General features: G+C 40.9%; 14 protein-coding genes. 3 read left to right on the top strand and 11 right to left on the bottom strand.

Features of this window, described 5'->3' with window-relative positions; all coding sequences use genetic code 11:
• Positions 1-9: 9 nt before the first annotated feature.
• From DDZ16_RS12985 to DDZ16_RS12950, 7 genes are all read right to left on the bottom strand, one after another.
• A complete protein-coding gene (locus tag DDZ16_RS12985) occupies positions 10-3090 on the bottom strand; it encodes a SusC/RagA family TonB-linked outer membrane protein (RefSeq protein WP_109264912.1) in 3081 nt (1026 codons plus the stop codon).
• Between the two features lie 30 nt (positions 3091-3120).
• Positions 3121-4890, bottom strand: a complete 1770-nt coding sequence (locus DDZ16_RS12980; protein WP_109264911.1) for a RagB/SusD family nutrient uptake outer membrane protein — start codon at positions 4888-4890, stop codon at positions 3121-3123.
• Between the two features lie 36 nt (positions 4891-4926).
• A complete protein-coding gene (locus DDZ16_RS12975) occupies positions 4927-8034 on the bottom strand; it encodes a SusC/RagA family TonB-linked outer membrane protein (RefSeq protein ID WP_109264910.1) in 3108 nt (1035 codons plus the stop codon).
• A 1107-nt stretch (positions 8035-9141) separates the two neighbouring features.
• Positions 9142-13236: a hybrid sensor histidine kinase/response regulator transcription factor gene (locus DDZ16_RS12965; RefSeq protein WP_158275668.1), complete on the bottom strand. Its 4095-nt coding sequence runs from the start codon at positions 13234-13236 to the stop codon at positions 9142-9144.
• 112 nt (positions 13237-13348) lie between these two features.
• On the bottom strand, positions 13349-14527 hold the full coding sequence (locus DDZ16_RS12960) for a hypothetical protein (RefSeq protein WP_109264907.1): 1179 nt from the start codon (positions 14525-14527) through the stop codon (positions 13349-13351).
• A gap of 616 nt (positions 14528-15143) precedes the next feature.
• Entirely contained in the window at positions 15144-15779 is a 636-nt protein-coding gene (locus DDZ16_RS12955) for a DUF6266 family protein (RefSeq protein WP_109264906.1), read from the bottom strand.
• Positions 15780-15781: 2 nt separating this feature from the next.
• On the bottom strand, positions 15782-16027 hold the full coding sequence (locus DDZ16_RS12950) for a hypothetical protein (protein WP_109264905.1): 246 nt from the start codon (positions 16025-16027) through the stop codon (positions 15782-15784).
• 691 nt (positions 16028-16718) lie between these two features.
• Between DDZ16_RS12950 and DDZ16_RS12940 the strand changes: the two genes are divergently transcribed.
• Together DDZ16_RS12940 and DDZ16_RS12935 are read left to right on the top strand one after the other, a co-directional pair.
• On the top strand, positions 16719-17144 hold the full coding sequence (locus DDZ16_RS12940) for a hypothetical protein (protein ID WP_109264903.1): 426 nt from the start codon (positions 16719-16721) through the stop codon (positions 17142-17144).
• Positions 17145-17263: 119 nt separating this feature from the next.
• The gene (locus DDZ16_RS12935; protein ID WP_109264902.1) at positions 17264-18157 is read left to right on the top strand and encodes a lysophospholipid acyltransferase family protein; all 894 of its coding nucleotides are present in this window, start codon (positions 17264-17266) and stop codon (positions 18155-18157) included.
• 1398 nt (positions 18158-19555) lie between these two features.
• Here the strand turns inward: DDZ16_RS12935 and DDZ16_RS12925 are convergent.
• A complete protein-coding gene (locus DDZ16_RS12925; protein WP_109264900.1) occupies positions 19556-21328 on the bottom strand; it encodes an AMP-dependent synthetase/ligase in 1773 nt (590 codons plus the stop codon).
• A 454-nt stretch (positions 21329-21782) separates the two neighbouring features.
• Between DDZ16_RS12925 and DDZ16_RS12920 the strand changes: the two genes are divergently transcribed.
• Complete coding sequence (locus tag DDZ16_RS12920; protein ID WP_109264899.1) at positions 21783-22658, top strand: CHAD domain-containing protein; 876 nt, start codon at positions 21783-21785, stop codon at positions 22656-22658.
• On the opposite strand, the gene DDZ16_RS12915 is transcribed toward DDZ16_RS12920, so the two are convergent.
• From DDZ16_RS12915 to DDZ16_RS12905, 3 genes are all read right to left on the bottom strand, one after another.
• Positions 22630-23445 (bottom strand): linear amide C-N hydrolase, encoded by an 816-nt coding sequence (locus DDZ16_RS12915; RefSeq protein ID WP_109264898.1) that lies wholly within the window; start codon positions 23443-23445, stop codon positions 22630-22632. The two genes, DDZ16_RS12920 and DDZ16_RS12915, sit on opposite strands and share 29 nt — an antisense overlap.
• Positions 23446-23595: 150 nt before the next feature.
• Positions 23596-24240 carry a hypothetical protein gene (locus tag DDZ16_RS12910; protein WP_109264897.1) on the bottom strand — a complete coding sequence of 215 codons (645 nt, stop codon included), beginning with the start codon at positions 24238-24240 and terminating at the stop codon, positions 23596-23598.
• 183 nt (positions 24241-24423) lie between these two features.
• Positions 24424-25017: an RDD family protein gene (locus tag DDZ16_RS12905; protein WP_109264896.1), complete on the bottom strand. Its 594-nt coding sequence runs from the start codon at positions 25015-25017 to the stop codon at positions 24424-24426.
• Between the last annotated feature and the right edge of the window lie 130 nt (positions 25018-25147).

Genomic DNA, 25147 nt, shown 5'->3' with positions numbered 1-25147 from the left:
AGATCTTTTTTAAAAACCGAGGTTAATGCCAACATGATAAGAAGAGAGAGTAGGATAGGTAACACCGGTTTCTTCCGGATCCACCACGTCAACCATATCAATGGAAAGCAGATTCATTCCTCTCACAAATAATTTGGCCGATTTCATATTCAGTTTATTCATCAGCCGGTCAGAAAAATTGTAATACACTTCCACTTTGCGAAGCTTCAGGTAATCGCCGCTGGTAAGCCATATATCGTTTTTGCGGTAATTATTGGCATTTTCAACCAATGATAATCTTGGAAGCGTTGCTGTCTCAGCGGTCTCAGGCGTCCAGCGGTCGGCCGAAAAAGTAGAAATCGTGTTTTGACCTCTCAGGGGCCAGAATACACTTTTGGTATTCAAGTATAAGGTCTGATTGGCGATTCCCTGAAATAAGGCTTCCACGCCAAATCCTTTGAATTCAAAACCAATATTGGAAGCATAATAAATTTCAGGATAGCCACCGGCATAACCCATAGGAACAACATCCAATTCATCAATAACATTGTCACCGTTTTGATCCTTGTACTTCACATCACCGGGACGAACTTCCGAGAACAACTGACGGGGACTGTTGTCAATGTCCGCCTGGTCTGCAAAAAATCCGAGTGTTTCAAGACCGAATTGCTGACCAACAGGATTTCCGGTTTCCTTGAGATAGTCGTAGGGCTTAAATTCCTCATTCATTTCAACAATCTCGTTCCTGGCAAATGAGAAATTTCCACCAACATGATAACTGAAAGCACCTATCTGGTCTTCCCACATAACAGAAGCTTCAATTCCCTTATTTTCAACTCCTCCTACATTTTCCAACGCTCTTCCCACACCAATCAGTGAGGGCACAGAACCGTTTGTTGAAACCAGAATATCATTGCGTTTTTCGTAAAAAGCATCAACCGTCATTGAGAGATGATCCAAAAGCTCAATATCAAATCCGACATTGGTTTTGACGGAATTTTCATAGGTTAATCCCATGACAGGAAGATGCCCCTCTCTTATTCCGCCAGCATTGTTATTGTTATCGGTAAAGAAATATCCACCCCCAGAGTAAAATCCCTGGTCATACAAATTAGGGGCCATGATGTCATTCCCACTCATTCCCCACGATGCGCGAAGTTTAAGATAATCAATCAACCTGCTGTTCTTCAGAAAATCTTCACGGCTGACAAGCCATCCTGCCGACAATGCAGGAAAAATACCAAAGCGCTCATCTTCCGGCAATACACTGCTCCCGCTGTATGACAATACTCCGTCTATAAAGTAACGGTTGCGATAGGCATAACTGGCAGAAGCCATTGCATTTTGATGCAAAAAGGTGTTATACTGTCCGTCGTTAACCCGTTTATCCTGATGATACATCACAGAAGTAGTGAGTTCATTCTCCCCCCAGGAGGTGTCGTAATTTACTTTTCCATAAAGAGTCGCATGGCGTCTTTGACCACCAAAATTGTCCGAAAAGTTCAAATCAGTTTCACTACCATACCTGGCAACCGTAGTATCTGCAATAGCCCCTGTTTCCGGGTTACGTGATACAGCAATGCTTTCATAAAGAAAATCCCGTGTTTTATTTTCCCAGTAGGCTACATCATTGTCATAACCAACTGCAACCTCTGCAGACAAACCTTCCAGCCAGGCACTTAAATCCTGTATAATTCGCCCGTCGGCATTGAGCTCGCGACTGTGGGGTTGACGCATACCGGTTGAAGAAACCAAGGCCACCGGATTGTTGTCATAGTATTCCGTTCCACCCCATACACCATTAAATGTTTCTACCGGGAAAGCAGCAGAAGGCACACTGTACAAGGCATTCATCACGCCACTAACACGGGCACCGGGCTCTTTTCTTCCATTGATTGAACCACCAACATTAACCATAAATTTGGTTGTTTTAGTCAGATCAATATCCAGGTTGGTTCTGAAATTAAACCGGTCGTATTTCATTTGACTGTTATACCGGTCATCCAGTTCCGTATTGTCAAACAAACCCCTTTCATTCTGATAATTAAGAGATACAAAATATTTTATCGATTCTCCACCACCCCGGAAACTGGAGTTAAAATTAGTAGAGGTTCCATAATCCCTCAAAGTCTCACCCCACCAGTCCACATCAGGAAAAAAGGAGGGTTGCGTTCCGTTTCTGAAATCTTCCAGATCATACTCGGAATAAACAAAAGGATTGCCGTCTAATGCACTGGCTTCGTTAACGGCCATCGCATAATCATAGGCATCTAAAAACTCCGGTGTACGGAATGGCATATTAAAACCCTGTTCAAAAGAGACATCCACATTAAACGAGTTATACTCTCCCCGCTTAGTAGTCACCAAAATAACACCATTGGCTCCCCGCTGCCCATACATAGCCAGGGCAGCTCCGTCTTTCAGTACCGAAACACTCTCAATTTCGGGCAATGAAAGAGACGACAAGTCCCGCTCAAAACCATCAACGAGTACAAGCATTGAGCTGTTGTTCAGAGTTCCCTTGCCACGAATAAACATATCCGGATTCCGGTTCCAGGGTTCACCCCCGTTTTGTAAAACCGTCAAGCCTGAAAGCTGTCCAAAAAGACTTTCTGCAGGATCAAGCACCGAATTAGTTTCAAGCTCATCAGAATATACCACATCCACTGAAGCGGTAACCTGATCCGGTGACTTCTCAAAGCCATATCCCATTTTAATTTTCTTATCACTGTTATCCAACCTGATAACTTCATCGGAAGAATCAATGGCAAAGGTATTTTCCATGTTAGAGTAAGATACCTTTATCAGCCCTGTTGAATCGGTATTCAATACCGCCACTCCCTCATTGTTACTTTTTGAGACAATGTTACTACTCCCAAGTGCTTCCACTCTGGCTCCCGAAACAGGTTTGCCTTTATCATCCAAAACCGTTATTTGAACATTGCCGGTTTGTCCCCAGGCAGAATGAGCAATCATCAGCATAGCGATGAGAGAAACCCGGAAACCGGTTTGTTTACAGGCCTTGTAAAGCCCCGATCGAACGAAGGCTCTCCAGACCGGGAAACGGCTTAAAGTTCCGTCACTTAACTGTTCTATATTGTATTTTTCCATTGTAGATCAATTTGTGAATTCAAGAAATTATTACTCCCATCCGGGATTTTGGACCAACCCATAACCTTTGTTGATTTCATCAGGTGGAAAGGCACTGAGATACCACTTGGGAGACCAGTTGTTTTGCCAGTAACGCTCCGGCAGTTCGAACACCTCATAGTTTAATGAGCCATCTGCATTTTGAGTGGTATTAACCCCGTGCAGTTTCTGTTGCAAAAGATCATTGCGTTTCCAACGGATGATATCAAACCAACGCACCTCTTCATAGCCAAATTCACAGGCCCTCTCTTTCAATACTGCTTCTCTAAATTCTGTCTGCGACAATCCGGCAGGAAGATCACTCAGTCCCACACGATTTCTGATGCGGTTCACAGCAGCATAAGCTTCAGCATTAGGACCACCGTTGGCTTCATTCAATGCCTCGGCGTAAGACAAATAAATTTCGCTCAGTCGCAGGTAAGGCCAATGAATTACAGATCCAAAGGATGTAGCCCAGTTCTGTTCAAGCAGAAATTTTCTTAACCCAAAACCGGATTTTGTACCTCCATGATTAATATTTCTTCGTTCTCTTCCTCCAATCCAAAGCTCTGCTGCTCTTCCCTGGAAAGAATCTCCATTTATCAGTGCTGTTTCATATAAACGGGGATCACGATTGGCCCATGGATCATCAGGATCCAACCCTGAGCCGGGAGCATCGATAGGCGTTCCGTCGGCCATATCAAACATGTCAACATACTCTTTGGTAGGACAAGCCGTTCCATACGCAGCAGAACTTTGATAGAAATAATATCCTCCGGCCCACTTCCCGGGAGATTGATATCGATCTCTAACGCTTATTAAAACTTCACCATTGCCACGTTTGTAGTATGCATCCTGAAAATCCTGCCTTGGATTGCCGGTGTTCACCAATCCATAACCTCCGGTGGCATCAATTCTATCGAGTAAATCCTTAGCAGCCTGAGCAGCCCTATCCCAAAGAGCCGGATCATAACTTCCATGCCAGGTCATGTTTTTTTCGGAAGCCTCTCCTGCAAGGTAAGGTTCGCTATCATTGAACAAGGGACTGGCACCGAAAAGCAACACCCTTGTTTTCAGCCCCATTGCCGCAGCCTGTGTAAATCGACCGTCCCAGTTTTCGGGGTCTTCAATTACCCAGGGTAAATCGGGAATGGCCTCATCAATAAGCGCTACAATTGAATCCATGGTTGCTTTGGCGGTCAACCTTGGCAAATCTGTACTTTCAGTAGGCTTATAAGCATGATTGACCCAGGGCAAACCACCAAAATGCCGGAACATATCGGTATAATGCACTGCAATAATCATTTTGGCCTCGGCCTTCAGCTGATCAATGTACTCTTGTGTGCCTTCCGGTATACGGTCAGCCTTTTCAATAAAATTCCAGCCGATACGAATACCATCCCAACTCTGCTCATAGGTATAATGATACTTTGTTCGTTTGTCTTCATTTTCAACAGCTGCACTATATTGGCCTGTATAGTAAAGTTGATTCATCCCTCCCCATTTAAGATAGCTATGGCAAAGGTCTGTCATCGACTCTAAAACATCCATTCCCAGTTTATTCCCTTTCGCCGACCAGTTGGTAGGTAAGCCATATGGCAGGGTGGTATAACCTTTCCAGAGATATCTTTCCGAGAGCTCCAATGAATTAAATATGGTATCGGCCGTTACGTCCACGCTGGGCTCTTTCTCCAGGAATTCATTCCCAAACTTCACCTCTTCACAGGCATTCAGAAACAAACCGGCAATACCAAGAACATATAATAACTTATTTATCTTCATAACATTTCTTTTTCTAATGGTTGATTCTCCCGATTTTTAGAAATTGACTTTTATCCCCAGATTGTAAATTTTGGTCAAAGGGTATTTAGAGTCACTTCCGGTTCTGGACTCAGGATCGGTAATCTCCAGATTATCAAAAGTCAACAGATTATAACCATTCATATAGGCCCTCAACTTTGAAATGCCAAAACGGCGTAAGAAACTGCCACTGAAATTATAGCCTACTTCCATATTCTTCAGTCGAACATAGGAAGCATCCTTTAACCAAAAGTCTGAATCCTTTGAATTGTTATTAGAACCGGTTAAAGTCATTCTCGGATAAGTAGCACTCTCCGCAGTTTCAGGTGTCCACCGCTCATCGGCCATATATTGCAGTAACGACCGGTTTAAGGTATTCCCAAAAGCGATACGGTAAGTTTCTCCGAGCATTCTTGAAGTATTGGAAGCACCTGCCCAGGACATAGAAAAGTCAAAATTTTTGAATTCAAATCCAAGGTTGGCCCCAAAAGTAAACTCAGGATAGTTGGGAAATCCGATGGCTTTTTGGTCATCCTGATCAATCACACCATCGTCATTCAAATCCTTGTAAATCATATCCCCCGGTTGAAGATTGTATTGATGATCCGGAATATCGGCACCATCCTCCGCATCGGCTTCAGATGCAAACCTGTCAAAAACATAACCAAAAGGTTGATTTACAGGATGACCAGTTCGGTAAAGGTAATCTTCATTTTGTGGCACTTCATCCATAAAAATGATCTCATTCCGGGCATGTGATACATTCAGGTTTAACCAATAGCGGAAATCAGATGAACGTCTGTCATTCCATTTCACTTCTGCCTCATACCCCTGGTTTTCAACCTCTCCAATATTAACAGCAGGAAGATCATAGGCAACAAATCCAGGAACGGTTCCCCGGTAAGTAAGAATATCTTCCCGGTTTTCCTTAAACAAATCCAGGCTCGCGCCAAGTTTGCCCTGGATGAATTTAAAATCAATACCCAGATTCTGCTTTACCGCAGTTTCCCAGGTCACACCGGGGTTCCCGATTCGCCCTTCTGCAGCTGCTGTTTGATTGGAAGGGTTGTTGGTGCCAAAATTGTAGCCACCGGAAGAGGGCTCATAGCTGTTTGGCAGGTAAAGAAAACGGTCACCGCCAATTTTGTCGTTCCCCACCAAACCATAGGAGGCGCGTATTTTCATATAATTAATGAATGAAAGCCCCTGCATGAAAGGTTCCTCTGTTGGAATCCAGCCTACTGAAACAGCCGGGAAAACCCCAAAACGCTGATCTTCGGCAAAGTTCTCGGAACCGTTGTATCCTAAATTAAAATCGGCCATGTACTTGGTCTTATAATCGTATGTAACACGGCCAACCAGACCTACAAGGCCAGCTGGAATCTCCTGGTTTTCGGCAGGGCCACCATTTAAAGCTCTTGGATAATAGACTTTATTCTGGTTGTACAATACCAAAGCGCCAACATTGTGCAAACCAAACTTCCGGTTGTAATTCAGGCCGGCTTCAAAATACCAGTTACGTCCTTTTCCATAGTTTTCATTGTAGCCCAAATTGCCATCGGATCCAATCTTTCGATAGACAATGGTTCCGTCATCCGGATCTGCCTCGGGATCTAAGTCTTTCCTAAAATAAGGCTCGTAATGAGCAACGGAAGAATTCCGGACTTTTGCATGACGGTAATTGGTATTGTAAGAAATCTTGGTTCTGAATTTCAGTCCCTGAAGAACGAAATCTAATTTTTGCTCCAGATCAATGTCAAAGTTCAAAGTGTTATTAAGGATATTTGAATATCCCCGTCCATAAAATGGATCCAGTCCATCCTTTTTATTGTCAGCAATGTAATAATCACTGTTCAAAATATATTTGTCATCAACGATACCGGGACCGGAAAAAGGAACCGACCAGTAAATTAATCGGAAAAGCTGATCCATACCATCCTTAGCATTTGGCTGGTTGGTTATGCCTACGCGACCTCCAACAGTCACTCCCACTTTAGTGGAACTGGTCACATTAATATCAAGATTGGATCTGTAATTATACCGCTGATGCGAAAAGTTATAGTCGTACTGAGAATCGAAAGTCTCAAAAAGGCCATCCTGATTAAGAATACCCAACGAAACAAAATATTTTACTTTGTCGCTACCACCCGAAATACTTACATTTCCTTTATACTGCATGGCGCTGGGCTTTAAGATGTAATCCACCCAATCGGTATCAGGATATATAATAGGATTTGATCCGGTGCGGAATGCTTCCACAGCCTCGGGCGAAAATCTCAACTGATCAGGCGTTAATGTAGGATCATCATTTAACTCGGCTTCGTTATAGCGCTGTGCATACGTATAACTGTCTGCAAAATCCAGCAATCGTGTTGGCTGCTGAATACCAGTTGAAAAACTGGTAGAGATTTTGGCTTCTCCCTTTTCACCTCTTTTGGTAGTAACGATAATCACACCGTTGGCACCTCTCACTCCGTAAACCGCAGTTGCTGATGCATCCTTCAAAACAGAAATACTCTCTATTTCATCGGGATCCAAATCCATAAATGAACGCTCCACGCCATCCACAATCATCAGGGGTTCAGAGCGCTCTTCTGATAAGGAGGCAACACCCCGGACATAAATACTGGGATCATCTGCTCCGGGCTGCCCCGAGAACTGGATGGTTGAAAGACCTGTTACTTTTCCTGCTAAAGAGTTGGCGACACTGGCATTTGGTGATTTCATCAACTCTTCAGACTGGACAGAGGTAATGGCCCCTGTAATGGAAACCTTCTTTTGTTGCCCATAAGCAACCACAGTAACTTCCTCCAGGTCCTGCATGGTAGATCTCAACTCAACATTTAGAATCCGTTGATCTGCTACCCGAACCTCTCGTTTTTCCATTCCAATAAAACTAAAAACCAGGTCATCTCCCTTATTGGCATTAATGGAATAGTTTCCGTCAATATCGGTGATGGTTCCTGTAGTGGTTCCCTTTTTCACCACCGTAACCCCCGGAAGGGGCTCCCCTTCAGTATCGGTTACCTGCCCTGTTATCTGCATTTCCTGGGCATGTATCAGACTTAGCCCAAAGAGAAAAAGCAGGGATACCATTAAACTGATCCTTTTCAGATTTTTTCTCATAGATTCAACTTGTTATTAATTATAAGACTCATTTTTAAACCTGTATTTTGAATTAATCCATTCTTCCGAAATTTTTCTCAATTAAGAGAAAATTGCAAAAAGCACGGTCAACCAAAGAATCAACAGGCCGTATAATAGATAAAGCACTGTCTTTGGATTGTGATATGCTTTTAATCCTAATCGCTCAATAAATTTTTCAAACATCATTTTTCTCAAAACTTTTCATCCCCTGAAAAAGGCATTTATTTACGATTGCAAATTCCGACATTTTTTAACACTTCCAAAGTTTAAATTACTCAATAGAGGTAGTGAAATCGTTCTTAACGAAGGTTGATAAATTTTTAAAGGTAGGGGGTAAAATCATTCACACACAAACCCCTAATTCCTGTTTTTTAACATTTTAAGACATTAAATTAAAATCAACATTCTTGTAAGACCAATAATTAAACATGGCTGTTTTAGGAAAAACAACACAAAAAAGAATAGATCTCATTTGTTAATTTTAACAAAAAACCCAAAATCGATAATCACAGTAAATGGATTTATTATGCCAGAATGTAAACACACAATTCTCGCTTCAAGGGATAAATTCAGGAAATAAAAAACGGATGTAGTTTTGGAAAAGAAAGATTATGAAACCTGTTCACGTGAATTTGCGGCTAAGCTATGCCGCTTTGAGTACAAAGAAATCCGCACCAGCAGGGCTTGTCATGCAGCAATTATTCTCAGGATCTAGCTAATGCGGATTTGCAATCCGCATTTCCTTAATCCAGGATTTGCAATCCTGTCAAAAAATGCAGGAAGTATAGCCGGAAGCATGTTTGAAAAGAAAACAAATTTTTATACAAAGGTGAATTGCCGCTCGGCTCTGCCGCTTTGGCTACAAAGAAATCCACTATTAAAAGATGCAGATTGCCGCTCGGCTCTGCCGCTTTGTCTTCAAAGAAATCCGCAACTGCTGGGCTCAAATAAAGCAGTGGAACTTTGTGGTTACCCCGCTAAGGCGAATTTGCAATTCGCGTTCCTTTAACCAAGGATTTGCAATCCTGCCAAAAAATGTAGAGAAGTTTAGCAGTAAGCCTGTTTGAACTAGTTATAGACCAAAACTTATTCATTGTTTTTCCGATAATCAGTCGGAGACACCTGAAATTCATTTTTGAAGCTTTTTCTGAAGTTTCGAATGTCAGAGTAACCTATTTTTTCTACAATTTCAGATACTGTCAGGTTCGTTTCTTTGAGGTAGCGTCCCGCCAGCTTCAAGCGGGTGGTTTTTATGAATTCGCCGGGCGTCTGATCAACCGTTTTTTTCATTCTGCGGTAAAAGGTTGAGATGCTCATTCCCATCTCTTTTGCTACAAAATCAGAGTCCAGTTCGGGATTATGTGCATTTTTTTCAATGATTTGGATAACACATTTTATCATTTTTTCATCATCTGAAGTAATTTCCTTATTCACCGGATCAAGTGTCAATTTTCGCTTGTATTTTCCAGCCAGAAAAGTACGGGAGGTAATCAACTGGTTAACCTTTTCCAATAGTAAAACCGGATCAAATGGTTTGGTCAGATAGGCATCAGCTCCTTTTCGCGTTCCCATCAGGTGGTCATCAGCTTTATCTTTGGCAGTGAGCAATATTACAGGTATATGTGCTGTGTTTTCATTTTTCTTAATGCGCGAGCAAAGCTCGTAACCATCCGACTTAGGCATCATAACATCTGAAATCACAAGTTCGGGAGCAAATTCAATCACCGCATCGTATCCTTCCAGGCCATCCCCGGCTGTTACAACATCAAAATGATCTTCCAGCAAACTACAAATATAATTCTGCACTTCAGGGTTGTCTTCCACCACCAAAACCCTGGTACCCTTTACGGTTTTTGAAAGACGAGGTTTAACTTCCTTTACCGGCTCGACCAGGACAGATCGTTCATCTTCTCTTAACTCAATCCCTGAAGACTCAACTTTCTGGTCCGTAGATAAATGTTTATCCCCTTTGGGCAACTTCACCGTAAATGTCGTCATCTCACCGGGAGAGCTTTCTACCTCAACGCTACCTTTGTGAAGTTCCACAATTTTTTTCACCAGAAACAAACCTATTCCATAGCCTTTTTGTCGTTTATATTCGGAGGCCTGATAAAACCGGTCGAATAATTTCTCAATATCCTTCTCTTCAATATTTTTCCCATTATTAGACACGGACAGAATCACCTCATCCTCCGTATCAGAAAGTTTAATATTGACTTCGCCGGGTTCTCCGCAATATTTAAAGGCATTCGATAATAAATTATTCAGGATAATTTCAAGTTTAGCCGAGTCAAACCACAAAATTGCTGTTTTCATTTTTAATCTACAGCTAAACTTAATTCCACGGTTGTTTGCACTATCCTCCCAGGCCCGACAGGAAGATGCCACAAAAGCTGCAAAATCGGACTTTGAAGCAGATAGTCTGGCATGTCCAACTTCCACTTTCCTGAATTCAAGCAGCTGATTCAGCAAATCCAACAACTTACCAACACTATTGTGAATCAATTGAACACGTTTTTGAAAAAAGGCAGGACTCATCGAGGCTAACTCTTTTTTCCTTAACTCCTCAACCGGTCCCTGAATCAAGGTCAAAGGTGTTTTCAATTCATGTGAAATATCTGTAAAAAAGCTGAGCTTATACTCATTAAGTTCATGCTCCTGCATACGATTTACATGCTCAATACGGGCCAGGTTTTTCAGTCGCTCCTGCCGTAGTGAAACACGGTTAATCATAGTTACAATCCCCAACAAAACCAACAGGTAGATAACAAAGGCATACCATGTTTCCCAAGGTGGTGGCAATATCGTTATTTCAAGGCTTCTGCCATCTCGATTCCAGACTCCATTGCTGTTTGACCCGGCCAATTGCAACGTATAGTCACCAGACTTTAGATTGTTAAATGAAATATGTCTGCGTTGCCCGATATAAACCCAATCTCCATTTCCATTCTCATCCATCAGGCGATAGGCAAACTGATTATTTTCAGGAGATTTGTAATCCAGGGCTGCTATTTCAAAAGAAAACTCCTTTTGCCTATAATTAAGGGTAATGTTTTCTGCTTCATTTATAGAAACCGGCAAAATGCCATCCTCTGAAACCGGAACAGGTTGATTCATGACCCGGAAATCAGTAATTACCACAGATGGTTTCACCTTGTTCTCTTCAATACTTGAGGGATCAAAAAAAGTAAGATCGGAATAACCGCCAAAATAAATAATTCCTTTATCATCTATTGCACAAGAACTTTCTGCAAAATTATAACCACCCACTCCGTCACTCACATCATAATTTCTGAACACTTCAGATTCCGGATCTAAACGGGAAATCCCGGCATTGGTACTCACCCATATAAACTTTCCCGACGGTTTTATGGCATTTATATAATCATCTGTCAGTCCTTGCTTATGCGTATATTCCTTTAAAATGTAATTCCCGCTGTCACCTGGTGTCAGACTATTGAGGCTACAGGGAGTTCCCACCCAAATGCGATTAAGAGAATCCACCTCACAGGAAAGAATGATGTCGCATAAAAACCTTTGCTCACCTTCAAGAAACTTATGAACATTTACTATATCAGAGTCTTCTTTCCCAAGAAGGTACAACCCCTTATAAGTGCCGATCCATAAATTTCCATCAAAATCAAATTTGAGTTTGGAAACACGATTATCTTGTAAGTTACTATTGCCTAAATAAAACCTTTTCTTCAAAACATACTTTCCAGACTTTCTGTCAAACCAATACAATCCATCCTGTTGGGTTGCAATAAATAAAGAATCTCCTTTCTTTTTTACATCTGAAACTTTTCGTATTTTCTTTAAACCGGGGTTTTGGAAATAACTTGGAGAATTAATTAATTCATATTCTCCAAGAGTGTTTTTAGAGACAATATAAAGCATACTTTCTGCTCCTACCCAAATCAATCCATCCTCATCTCTATACAACGATTTGACCATAAAGTTTTTTGATGCGGAAAAACCACTCTCTTCTGAAAAACCAACAAAATCAAAGGAAACCTTATCTTCTGTAACATAAAGACCATTCGATCTGGTACCAATCCATAACTGCCCCCCTGTGTTAGTTTCTAAAGAATTGATATGCAAAGGGCCAATTCCGGAAGGATGGTTAGAAAAGAGGGTATTAAACTTACGGTCAAAAGAAAATTTAACAACACCGCCTCCATCTGTACCGACCCAAATATCTCCTGAATTATCCTCGAAAATATCAAGAATAACATCCAACTCCCTGTCCATAACACCAATTCCCTTTCCCACTGGTAAAACCTTTTCAAATTCCGCTGCCTCGTTTTCCCGACAATACAAACCACTTCCCCAGGTTCCAACCCATAAACGTCCTTTATTATCTTTCTCTATTGAATAGCAATTCAGTTTTTGAGTGTCCCTCCCGGCAAAATCAAACTCAACGTGTTCGAATGTGTTGTAATTAAACTTCTGCAATCCCACATTCCATCCAACCATCCACAAGCAACTATCCTCAGGCGTCTCCACCATTTCGGTTACTTCAAAATACCCGGGAACAAAATTTAAATTCAATATTTCATCACCACCATACTTTTTGTATCTCAAACCTGATCGGGATCCAAACCAAATTGTTCCGTCCTGAGTTTGAATAATGCTGCTTACTCTGGTATTTTCGATATATCTTTTTAGGATTCCCTCTTCCGGAGCATATTTAAATACTCCATCATCCCAGGTTCCAATCCAGTAATTCCCATCGCGATCTTCATAAAAGGCAATGATGCGATTGGGAAGCTGACTGAACAAACTGTCTTTTTCAACAAATTTATTGTATAGGGTATTGTACAAACCCACTCCACCAGACTTTGTGCCAATCCAAACATGCCCTTCTTTGTCAGAAAACAAAGTTTCAATAGAAGGATTAGAAAGCCCTGTCTGCTCTCCAGTCTGTGGTTTAAACTGTAAAAAGTCATACCCGTCAAAGCGATTCATTCCGCCACGGGTTCCCAGCCAGATAAAACCATACTTATCCTGAACAATTGAAGTCACTTCACTTTGTGACAACCCATCGGCTACAGAATAATACTTTTTTAAATAATCCTTTTCAATTTTTTCCTGAGAAATTACAGCAGGAACACTGAATATGGAAAGCATTAGGAATAAAAAGAAAGTCCTGAAATTGAAATTATCTTGTAACCTTATCATAGAAACGGCTTTTCTAAATCTGCTCTTTGCCTTTGTAGTAAGTGGAAACATCTTATTGTCAAAAATAGTTATTTTTTTGAAATATATTCCACATGCATCTTTACTTCATCCCTTACCGCTTATTAATCTCCTCTTTCAAATAGGTAATCAGTGACTTCTGTCCAAGACCGCCCCCTCCTTTTTCCTTTTCTATTATAAGATAGCGGGTCACTCTTTCGAGCAAAACAGCCTGGCTCTCACTGCCTACCATGCCCAACACCCCTTTGCGGATGGGCTCCGCCAGATATTCGGCAAGACGCCTGCCACTGTCCCTCCAAAGCAGGCTTTCAGGTTCTTCAGCCATTGCAGCTTCACCCGTTACCGGCATGATAAGCATTTGAAGGACTTCAAGATCCTGAAGTACCTGTGATTGCCAGCGATCGGGCACCTGCCATTTGCCTTTTCTTACCCGCTTTATCCGTTTACTGATAAATTTTTTAAAGTAGTGGGCACATTCGTGGTCGTGCAGTCCATCCTGCCGGAAACATTTTACAATTTCGGAGACCTGCCACGTATGTATCAACCCGGTTTGAATGGCGTCTACCAGAACATGAAAACTGAAACATTGCGATTCACTCTCTTTTGTTTTTATCAGCAAACCATCCAGTAAATCTTTCAGGTAATCCTCCTCCACTTTGAACCGGACCATTCCGGGGGTATAATTTTCGACCATAAATTCTGTTGCCATCCGGATACAGGATGGTAGATTCTTTGACCGGGTCGCTTGTTGAAACTGCTCCATTTTAATTTCCAAAACACCCTTTTCATCTGCAGGCAAGAACAACAACATTTTTTCGGGAACAGAGTCAAACTGCCGGTTCAGGATCGTCTTCACATCCCGTAAGTTAATATTGATACTGAGTGTATGTCCGGAGAGTAGTTCCTTTAGGGGAATGGTAGCTCTGAAGGCCAGATGGAGGTGACGTAGCATGGCGCAAAGGCCGCAGTAGAAGTAAAGGTCACCGTAAAACATTTCTTTTCCTCTTTCCGACAAATTTGAAGGCAACCAGGAAAACCTTTCAAGCATTTTCTTTTTTGAAATCAATCCCTTCAATAAAACGGAGGACAGGTCGTCTCCGAAATTTAATTCAGTCTGGGGCCGGCTGTTTAAAACAGACTCATCCATTATTTTCATGCAATGGTCAATCACTTCCGGCATAGGATTACCGGAAGCCGCGCAGGGTTCTTTCCATCCCGCAGATACGCGGTTGTAAACCTCTTGAAAAGGCAGGGTCAAGTACTCTAAAAGCATGGTAAAAATATGATTTTCATCACTAAACTATAAATATTAATACTGTTATCCAAAAAAATAGCTCATCTCTTTTACTTATTTGAACCCCAGGCCGCTTAATACATAAGCACTATTGACTTTTTCGCATGATTGGTTCAGAAATCGAAGCATCTTTGAAAATCTTACTTATGATAAAATCCTGTTATACGATACCTTTATCGTCGATATTATTTAATTCATTTCAACAGCTATAAATATTCGAGCCCTTCATGCTCCGGATAATTAAATAATTAGCATTGTGCTTATCAGACTCAAATTAATCCCTGACTTTCGGGCGGTTGGATTTCTATTAATTCAAATCATTATTAAACAAACCCGGGAGGCCGAAGGTCTCCAATGTTTATAGAACATTTCACAGGGTAGCAAAAGCGACGCTGAAGGTGTCGAACAATAAGTGTCAGGTCAAGTTCAGGATGTCGGTTAAACCATAAAGAAGGAGGCTGCCTCAAAAAGATAACACATCAAAGTCGGGTCATATTGAGCGTAGTCGAAACATCTGTTTATCAAAAAAAAGATTCTTCAACAAGCTGCCAATGAAATCCAATTTGAACTTTTGAGGCAACCTCCGGATCCAAACCTACGGCATGGTTATTTCACCCAGATAAATGCTGTTGGTCACCATCTCATTTTGCCGGCTGGCCATAGCCAGATAACAATGAAAAACGGTCCCTGATGGCACGTTCAAAGTCGGAAGTGAACCCGCTGCCTCTGAGCGCTGGAAATCGCCGATAGAATAAAGCGGATAATGGCTGTCGCTGATCGCTGCCATTATGACCTCTTCATCTGCTCCTATTTTGGTATGCCCGGTATCATTGATCCAGGAGAAAAGAATCTCTTCGTCACCCAATTCAACCCGGCATCCTTTTGGTGAGAATAATGCACCTCTTGAAATGCTTAATTCCGGATAATTGATACGGTAATCGGGATAAGTACCCTCCACGGCAGAACTCATCACATCCGAAAGGGCTGCATTGAGAGCGGAGCGTTTGAACTCCACATTCCTGAACCCAACCTGAACCACCGGCTGTATGGTCTGCAGAAAGCGTGAAACAAAACGGAATTTCTCCCGCTGATCTATTTGCAATGGAGTGGCTTTGCGCTTAACCGGGTCAGGAAGTCCACGCATGTAGTAAATGCCTTTCCATTTACTTCCTATTACACTACCCGTTTTTCCAAAAAAACCGCCATTTACACCTTTTCTAAATTTCCCCATGACTAATCGTTTTTAATGGATTCAACATTTGTTTTGTTTAATTTGCCACTGATGGCATTCTTTCCTTTTTTGCGCATCAGTTCCAGAAGTTTGGAGGTTAAAATACCTCCCAGAATACTCACCAGGGATTTCACCACAATGATGATCAGGGAATTGATCTCATCCGGTGCTGAAGGAAATACCTGTATCACCTCCATGGTCCCTGCGGTACCTGCTGTTCCGAAAAGAAAATTGATCGTTTTATTCATTTCTCATCGTTTTTTTGATTCAACAATCGGTCAAAATCACCGGGTAGCTAAGCCTGTGTTTCAACCACATTTTCAATCGATTGATGAGCGCAATGTAGGATGAAGTTTTGTGGAAAAATATTCCGGTAACATTACAGGAATTTTGGTAATTATCAATAACACACTAAATACCAATAACTAATAACTGAGGATATTTTTTAAGACAAGTGGTAAAAAGAAAATGCATCCTTTCGTAAAGAACTATATGCGGGGCACTTAGAAAGCTCAAGCAAAATTACCGCCTTATTATCAAAGCCTTACACGCAAACATCTGCTCAATTGGGGATTCCGGCTTGTTCCATCAACTCCCTGATTGGGGAATCAACGCAGAAAAAACAGCCCGGTTTCCGGAAAAACCTATTTTCCGGACTTGCTTCGCCCCTGCTCCGGGACAAATTCGGGGCAGATTCGCTGTTTCTTCGGTTGTTCTTCGGTTATCCTTCGCTTATAAGGGAACGAAGCCTGAACGAATAACAACCGAAGCGCAACCGAACCTGCTACGAAGCAGGACCGAAGCATTTACGAGTGTGGGACGAATGGCAAGCGAAGAAAACAGGGAAGATTTTTCATCCTTTTCCAGGATTGAAATTTTTATTATTTTAGATGACCATTGACTAAATCATTAGAAAGAGAAATGGCAAAACAACTAACCATGAAAAACTTTGATGCTTTCTCAAAAGCTTTAAGCGACAGTTTTAACATCCCCATTGAAATTTTTGATTTTAATCGATCCGAACATTTTTCCTCTGAGGATGGCAATGACTATTATTTATCAGAGGCTTATGAGTTGACTGCCTCTTCCTCATTTGAGTTTTATCAATACATCAAACGATACGATGAAGGCTGGGGCTGCGTTCGCCTCTATATTGACAAATTGCAAATAAAGAAGGTTTTGAATTTCATCCTTGAATACCACAAGGAATTGTTTTCTGAAGAAGATTTGTTGCCCGTTAAAACTACTCTGGAAATCGGGAAAGGCCATTTTGCCATGCCGGATGAGACAGAAAGCCTGAGTTATCTGGAGGGGGTGTTTGATGAGGGACAGGCTTTTATTGAAGTGGCGAGAGTGATTGCTTAATTTCGCTATTCACTTAAAACCTCTGTAATTTAGTAGCCTTAATTTCTATTTCCTTATAACCACCCCCCCACTCTTACGTAGAAAACCAAAATTTACAACCGGGAAATATATAAAAGTCCATGATCAAATCCATTCAGCAATTCCTGTCCAAACTGGCCTTTCTTTTTGTAGTAGGACTCATCGCCATTCTCCCTTTTCCTGTTCTTTACGGGCTATCTAGTTTTATGGCATGGCTTTTCGGGAGTGTTATTAAATACCGACACAAAGTAATTTACAACAATCTGTCGCAAACTGATTTGAATCTTGATGAGACTCAGAAGGAAAAGCTGATTTCGGAATTCTATCGTAACCTGTCGGATATGCTGCTGGAGGGATTGAAAAGTTTTTCGATGTCCCGGAAGTCGGTAATGAAAAGACACAAAGTGCTGAATCCTGAGTTACTGGATCAATACTATAAAAACAATCAGAGTGTAATACTGGTAACCGGTCACACGGCCAACTGGGAATGGGGAAGTTTATCGGCAGGACTTTTTTCCGACTTTAACGTAATTGCTTTTTACAGTCCACTGAGGAACAAGCAAATTGATAAGCTGCTGAGATGGTCAAGATCGCGATTTGGCACCACACTTTGTCCCACCAAGGGAACGACCAATACTTTCGAAGCTAACCAAAACCAGCCAACTCTTTACCTGATGGCAGCCGATCAAAGTCCGGCAAGAGTAGTCTCGGCACATTGGTTGCAGTTTCTGGGAAGGCCTACTGCCTTTTTGCATGGGCCTGAAAAACATGCACGACGCAACAATTACCCGGTGGTGTTTGCAGAAATCATCAGAGTAAAAAGAGGGTATTATGAATTAACCCTCAAAACACTGGAAGAGCAACCTATAGAATCAGAACCTGTGTCCATCACCCGGAAATATGCTCTGGAGCTGGAAAAGTATATCCGAAAACACCCATCGAATTGGCTTTGGTCACATCGGAGGTGGAAGCATAAGTTAAAGATGGACAATTAACTTCACTAAGCTTTTTTCATAAAGGAGCATGGGGTGACAGATATAACAAAATCTCGTTCCTACGGAACTTATCCGTTAATCGAATTCATTATCCTACCAATGTTTTGCCCCTAACGGAGCTGTTCTATATAAAACTAAATAGGTTCTGTTGAAAAATTCAGCAGATTAATTTTTGATTTATTTATTGATTTTCTTTTTGGCATTGCCCCAAAAAGAAACAAAAAGTCTAGTCCGTTTAAACCTATCCGCCCGCATCAGGCTTAATTTCCGGCTGGCCCGCAAGGCCTTGAAGTCGCCCACTAAACCTTCTCGCCAACCGCCGGCCCGGAAAACGGACGGGCCTCCCCGCCCTTTGAACAATAAAACTCATTCAAGCATAAAACATGCTTTTGACCAGCAAGTTGTTAAAAATTTACCTTTTCAAGTGCAGACATATTTAATGATTTGCTTAAAAATCATTGCACTTAAAAAAATATCTGCACAATAAATTATTTATTTTCAAACTGTGATCCATTACTCATGCAGGATCTAAAGTACCGGTAGAAAGAAAAATTTCGTAAACAACAAGTTAAGTCCTGTAGTTATTAAACCTAACCTGGACAAGCCAGAAGTAAGCAACAAAAGAAAAAACTCAAATCATAATTTGCCGGTTTAAATAATTGCTGCGCAATTATTTTTTGTTGTCCACGAAACGACTGGAAGGAGTTCGATAACTCCTAAAAAGTCAATTATAATGTTGTCAATTTAACGAATTTAGCGAATCTAAACGGCTTTGCCGTTTTATAAAAGCTGTCGCTCGGCTTTGCCGCTTTGCTCTGCAAAGAAAACAGCTTTTTTCGCTCGGCTCTGCCGCTTGCTTGCAAGAATTCGTAAAATTCGTGGACGCTAAACAAAAAATGGCATAGCCATTTTCTATAAATCACTGGAAAAAATTTTGCAAAAAAACACACGAATATTAGAAGTAAGACCCTACGTTTTTTTCAGGAAAAGCCTGAAAAAAGACCCTTCGGTGGATATGGGGCAGTGCAAATATGTAACTTTCTAACGTCCTGAAAGGACAAATTAAATCAGCCTGGTGGCAACGCCCCGGGAATTAGAAGCAGACAACAACAGGCGCCCTTTAAGGGCAACTTAAATAATAGGATAAAATTTCAAAAAATGAATAGATTAACCTGCCCTTCCAGGGCGCATCCATTTTCAACATCAATTATCCCGGGACGACGCTTCGCTTTGTCCCGGGCTGATATAAATTGGGCTTTTAGCCCGAAGAAAGGGTATGTAATTTTCGAAACACCATCAACATATACAAAATGTTGGTAAGTTTACTACGCTAAGCGCCTAATATACAACAATCAAACAACAATTTAATTGCCCCCCAGTAAAACCGAATTAAAACCCTTAAGCGTACAACTTGTCAATAACGTCCTGGTATTTCTTTTCAATGTGCCTTCTTCGGAGTTTTAAAGTATTGGTCATGGTGCCATCCTCTATGGTAAAAGGATGCTGAAGAAGAGCAAATTTCTTGACACGCTCGTAAGGGGCAAGATGCTCCTGAAGCTCGTGCATGTACTCTTCAAAAGCCTCATTTACCTCTTTGGAATAGAGCAATTCGTCTTCATCCTCCACCTCAATATTTTTCGTTTGGGCAATCATTTTCAGCTTACTCACCAACGGAACAATAAGTGCTGTTACATACGGTCGGTTATCTCCTACCACAAGCATCTGCTCTACAAGTTCTTCACTGGCAAATAAGGTCTCAATTTTTTGGGGTGAAATGTATTTTCCAACAGAGGTTTTCATCAAATCTTTGATGCGGTCTACCATTATCAAATTTCCCCGGGAGTCCAGACACCCTTTATCACCTGTATGAAACCATCCATCTGTCATCACTTCACGCGTGGCTTCTTCCTTTTTGAAATAGCCACTGAAAACACCTTCGCCTTTAACCAATATTTCGTGGTTCTCCCCTATTTTTACCTCAACTTCGGGCATCACACTGCCACAGGTACCATATTGATAGTAATCATCTCTGAAGCATGAGACCGTAGCAGAGGTTTCCGTAAGACCATAACCATAGGTAATGAAAAGTCCCACCGCATGAAAGAACTTCAGAATCTCATCGCTGAGGGCAGCTCCGGCACAAGGCATAAATCGGATATTACCTCCCAAAACATTGCGCAGTTTTTGAAAGACCAGTTTTTCAGCCAGTGAAAGTCTGAATTGCAGCAGCCGGGGCATCATTTCTGAACGACTACGATATTTATTGGCTTTTAAGCCGGTTGAAACGGCCCATTTGAAGATGGATTTTTTTACCGGGGACCATTTTGACATTTCTGCCTGGACACCCTGGTAGGTCTTATCAAAAAACCTTGGAACTGCACACATCAGGGTCGGTCGCACCTCACGCATGGCTTCCACCACATCCCTGGGATTATCTAAAAAAACATTAACCACCCCGCTGTACAGCATAAAATGTGTCCAAAGTCGCTCAAACACATGGCTCAAAGGCAAAAATGCCAGTGAAACATCTTTTTCAGAAACCTTCAAACGTTGCTGATGCACTCTGTAAGTGTGAGCAAAGTGACTGTGTTTGAGCATTACTCCTTTGGGTTCTCCGGTGGTTCCTGAAGAGTAAATGATGGTTGCTAAATCTTCCGCATGGTATTCGTGGACTTTTTCATTCAACGTGATATGAGATCCATGCTCGCCGGATAATTCAATAAACCTGTTAAAGGAAAGAACCCGTTCATCCACTACTTTGCACTCGTCAAACACCACAATGTATTCCAACGACTCTACCTCATCGAGGAGAAATTTTACGGAATCCTTCTGCTCACAAGTCCCAACAAACAAAATGCGAATCTCAGCTTCTTCAATAATGTATTGGATTTGATCGGGAGAAGAAGTCGCATAGATGGGAACGGTAACAGACCGGTTGGCCATAATACCCAAATCAGCCACCAACCATTCGGCCCGATTCTGGCTTATAATGCCCACACTATCCATTTCTCTGCACCCAAGAAGATTCAGTCCGGTTAATACCTGCTCAACTTTCTCTCCCAGATGGTTCCAGGTCCACGATTTTCTGGTCTTTTCCCTAAAGCGTATTATCTCACCCGATCCGTAGTTTTCGATACGGTTGAGAAGCATCTTAATAACATGGTCTTCCATAAAATATTTCGTAGTGCAATAAAATGGATTAAGTCAAAATATGTACGGAAAGATCTTCCTGCGGTTTCGTTAATAGGTGGGATTTTGTGAAAATAATAGCTGCCTCAAAACAATAGATCGTTAGATTTTTAGACAAAAGATGTGAGATGATTCGTACAATCTTGATATTATGTATTTTAACAAAAAACACCTATAAGTACAAATTACTTGTTTGCAGTACATTGCAATCCCGATCCATCGGGATAACGGAGTATGGTCAAAAGGATAAACCATGAAAGTCTTGTCATGCTGAACGCAGTGGAAACAACTGTATAACAAACGCCTCCCTTTTCGACAAGCTCAGGATGACATCAAGTTTAGACTTTTGAGACATCCTCACTGCAGGTTAATTCAGTGGAAACCATTGAACTTTCCCTCCCCTGTCAAACGTTATTAAAAGAAAACCCGTTACTCAATGCTGTTTAAAATCAACCATACCGCACCTCTGGATCTGGAGATAAAAAGAATACTGACTGATTTTATTGATGAATCATTGGAGTATCTAAAATATTCTGATCAAAACACCGATGAATGCATTCATGAGATCCGGAAAAACATGAAAAAAGCCCGGGCAACGTTGAGGTTAATCAGGCCGGGTATTCCGACGGAATTATACCAACGGTTTAATGCCTTATTCAGGGATATCGCCAGAGAATTTTCTGAAGCAAGAGATTCACGAGCTCTTCTTGATACTTTTAATTGCTTAATGATTAAACATGAAGACTCTCTTCCCCTCCAACATGCAACCACCCTGATAGAAGACAATTACAAAAACAAAACCTCCAAACTGAAAAAAGATAAGCCTTACAGCGCCACGAAAGCCCAATTGGATACGACCAGATATTTGACAGAAGCCTTAAAAATAACTACTGGATATCATAAAAAGCTGCTTGAAGAACTGGTAAGTAATTACAAAAAGGTTCGAAAAGCTTTTAAGAAAGCTTCACGGACCAATGATGCCCACGAATTTCATGAGTGGAGAAAAAAACAAAAGCATCTTTTGTCCCAGTTTCTTTTGTTGGAAGATTTTTTTTCATCTGAAATCAGTTATTACCCGGAATGTCTTGATGAGTTAGCCGACCTTTTGGGCAAGGAACATGATTTAGCAGTTCTCATACTATTCTTACAAAAATCGGAACTCCCGAAACAGGAGTTTATAACAATAAAAAAAATCATTATGGAAGAAAGAGAAGTAATTCAAAAAGAAAGTCTGCATCTGGGAAAAGAGAGGATATTTAAATGGTCTCCAAAAGATTTCATTCTTATATTAAAAGATCATTACTCTTTTTGACACCAATATCTTCTGCAAATTCAGCTATATTTAGGATTTTCTCCTTTATCTTATTATCATAACCATCTAAAACCAACTGCTGATAAACGGATTTAAGAAGACCTTTGTTAACAGCTAAATCAAAATCCGAAAAGTGAGTATTCAACAAGCCCTCATATTGTTTTTTTATATCCAGCATCATTGCAGATGTTTTTACTGAGAAATCGAATCCCTTACAGTCAATTACGCACAATGAATCATTCCATGCTGTGGTAAAATATATCTTTTGTTTTTTGATATCATAAACAATACTCCATTGGGTATCTTTTTGTTTTACCCTGTCTAAAATTAAGAAAGCATCCTGCACACCTACTTCAAGCGAGTTGCTTCGCAATTCTTTTATCATTGTAGCGACCCTGACAAATCTCTCTCCGCTTGAATTCGTTGATAAAAGTTCCTGCTTTCCTCCAAAACCTTCAAAGTTTGAAATATATTTGACTAATTGATTGTAATGATTATTGCTCAACACCGGATAACCGACTTCATCTCCGGAATAAAAAAAGGATTTGCCATCATAAAACTCAACAACAGCCACTTCTCCTTCACTATCAGATATCAAATAATGTAAATTCACGAAGACAGGTTCAATTGAAATACTGTCCTTGAGCTCCAAAACTTCACCTATAGAAGAACAATTATCCAGACAGTATTGAACAAATTGAAACTCGTTCAACTTATAGGACCGGTCATCTTCAGGTGGGATCCCCCAACTATTTAACTCTTCCACTACGAGTCCGGTTTCATTCATCCCCCCAAGAGGAAATTCCTTACCAAACTGATTAAAGGTAACGCTGCCAAAACGGGAAGTCCAGCTTATCTGTTTCCCGGTTACATCAAAGGCTTTTTTAGTAACACCTCTTTGTTTAGTTTTTGTTGGTTTTTGGGCACCAAAAAATAATCAGATCCTTTTTATCCCAAAAAACGAAACCATCAGACCCGTTCCGGAAGAGACCAACAACCTGATATCCTGCCAACTACCGGAGTTAAGCTTGCCCTCCCCAAGAAGAGTTTCCCCGGCGTAAAAAGAAAAAGCATAATCAGACACCTTAACTTTTATTTTATGAACTGCGTCAGACTCAAACCCGGGAATGGGTTCTTCGACCATTAAACGAGTTTCCCCGGTGGAACCATTCGACTCATAAACCAATCCATTACCTTCCCCATCGATAATGAAATCATAACGAAGGATGCCGCTAACCAGAAAAAAGCCATACTGGGTTTGTCCTGGACTCCGGCTTACCAACCGAAAAGCCGATTCCACCTCAAAACTATTAAGCCCCATTAAAAAAGACTTATCCAGAGGTGCGGTGCTGGAGTACTGAAAGGAAGTATCTTTTGAGTGAATAAAATAATAGCCGTTTTTTATATACAAATCATGAGAGACTGTCTTCTCCTCAATCCATCCAAAATTATTGCGTAGAAAATTATCTTTAATTACATAGCCATCATCATGGTGAACATGCTTAAAAGGGTTAGATGGCAGGAAACAGGCATTCAAAATAAAAGAGAGTAATACAGTCAGGTAAAGATTTTGTTTTTTCATAAATAGTGTTTTAGTCAATAGTTATAGTGAATAGATATAGTTATTTGTTATAGTGAGAAGTGAAATAGTGGAGTCCGGCGGGTTATCAAAACCAAATCAACCAGAAATTAATTCAAAACCCGCATTTACAGGGCATTGGTTGTTTTAATTAAGTAAAGATCAGCTTTTATCCACCGATTCAAATTACTTAATACTTATCACCCGGGTTCCGGAAATTCGATCGTGCCACCCGGATTCTTCTCCACCCAGGAATGAAAGAGCATCAAAGGGAATAAACCGGCACAAACTCCGAATTAAGATAGCTTGAAAACCGGGACTTTCTCCATTCTCAGTGACCACTTTGGTTTTAGTAATGTACTTGGCAATAGATCGACCACTGGCATATTCCAGAATGGTGTAATAAAGAAAACTAACCACAAACACATGAAAAAAAATTAATGGGCGGTTGCTATTTAAAACATGAAATAGCTGATTTGAAAAAAGGGATAATAAAAAAACAAGAATAAATGCCCCAACAAAACTAAAGCCCATCAAAAATATTGAGTCCAATATATAATTGGCAAATCTGGTTCCCTGATTGCTTATTTTATTGGTCGAAGCATTCTGAAGGTCTTTTGCGGTCTGCTCTTCTTTTAGTTTGGCATCTCCTTCGAATTGGTCACACTCCAAGGCAAAAGTGGCTCTTTGTCCGGTAAGCCCGCAAATAATCCCTTGCTTAATGTCAAATTTTTGGTTTTTGCAGATCTTGCAGAAGCGAAGTTGTTTTTCTCTTTCCATAATTTTCAGGAGTTAGATAAGGTTAATAAATCGAAGATATCGACTCAAAACTAACAAAAATTCGATTATATACATAAATTAACATTGGAAACATTTACAACCACAATATTAAACATTCATCCACACCTAC

The organism is Marinilabilia rubra, assembly GCF_003121985.1.
Classification (GTDB): Bacteria; Bacteroidota; Bacteroidia; order Bacteroidales; family Marinilabiliaceae; genus Marinilabilia; species Marinilabilia rubra.
The sequence above is the reverse complement of the archived record's forward strand: the minus strand, read 5'-3'. Positions and strand labels throughout refer to the sequence as shown.

What these genes read in the sequence shown, in the direction of transcription:
- DDZ16_RS12965 (WP_158275668.1), bottom strand. Translation starts at nt 13,236, where the DNA reads ATGATAAGGTTACAAGATAATTTCAATTTCAGGACTTTCTTTTTATTC.
- DDZ16_RS12985 (WP_109264912.1), bottom strand. Translation starts at nt 3,090, where the DNA reads ATGGAAAAATACAATATAGAACAGTTAAGTGACGGAACTTTAAGCCGT.
- DDZ16_RS12920 (WP_109264899.1), top strand. Translation starts at nt 21,783, where the DNA reads ATGCTGTTTAAAATCAACCATACCGCACCTCTGGATCTGGAGATAAAA.
- DDZ16_RS12975 (WP_109264910.1), bottom strand. Translation starts at nt 8,034, where the DNA reads ATGAGAAAAAATCTGAAAAGGATCAGTTTAATGGTATCCCTGCTTTTT.
- DDZ16_RS12955 (WP_109264906.1), bottom strand. Translation starts at nt 15,779, where the DNA reads ATGGGGAAATTTAGAAAAGGTGTAAATGGCGGTTTTTTTGGAAAAACG.
- DDZ16_RS12915 (WP_109264898.1), bottom strand. Translation starts at nt 23,445, where the DNA reads ATGAATGAAACCGGACTCGTAGTGGAAGAGTTAAATAGTTGGGGGATC.
- DDZ16_RS12950 (WP_109264905.1), bottom strand. Translation starts at nt 16,027, where the DNA reads ATGAATAAAACGATCAATTTTCTTTTCGGAACAGCAGGTACCGCAGGG.
- DDZ16_RS12935 (WP_109264902.1), top strand. Translation starts at nt 17,264, where the DNA reads ATGATCAAATCCATTCAGCAATTCCTGTCCAAACTGGCCTTTCTTTTT.
- DDZ16_RS12910 (WP_109264897.1), bottom strand. Translation starts at nt 24,240, where the DNA reads ATGAAAAAACAAAATCTTTACCTGACTGTATTACTCTCTTTTATTTTG.
- DDZ16_RS12940 (WP_109264903.1), top strand. Translation starts at nt 16,719, where the DNA reads ATGAAAAACTTTGATGCTTTCTCAAAAGCTTTAAGCGACAGTTTTAAC.
- DDZ16_RS12960 (WP_109264907.1), bottom strand. Translation starts at nt 14,527, where the DNA reads ATGCTTTTAGAGTACTTGACCCTGCCTTTTCAAGAGGTTTACAACCGC.
- DDZ16_RS12925 (WP_109264900.1), bottom strand. Translation starts at nt 21,328, where the DNA reads ATGGAAGACCATGTTATTAAGATGCTTCTCAACCGTATCGAAAACTAC.
- DDZ16_RS12980 (WP_109264911.1), bottom strand. Translation starts at nt 4,890, where the DNA reads ATGAAGATAAATAAGTTATTATATGTTCTTGGTATTGCCGGTTTGTTT.
- DDZ16_RS12905 (WP_109264896.1), bottom strand. Translation starts at nt 25,017, where the DNA reads ATGGAAAGAGAAAAACAACTTCGCTTCTGCAAGATCTGCAAAAACCAA.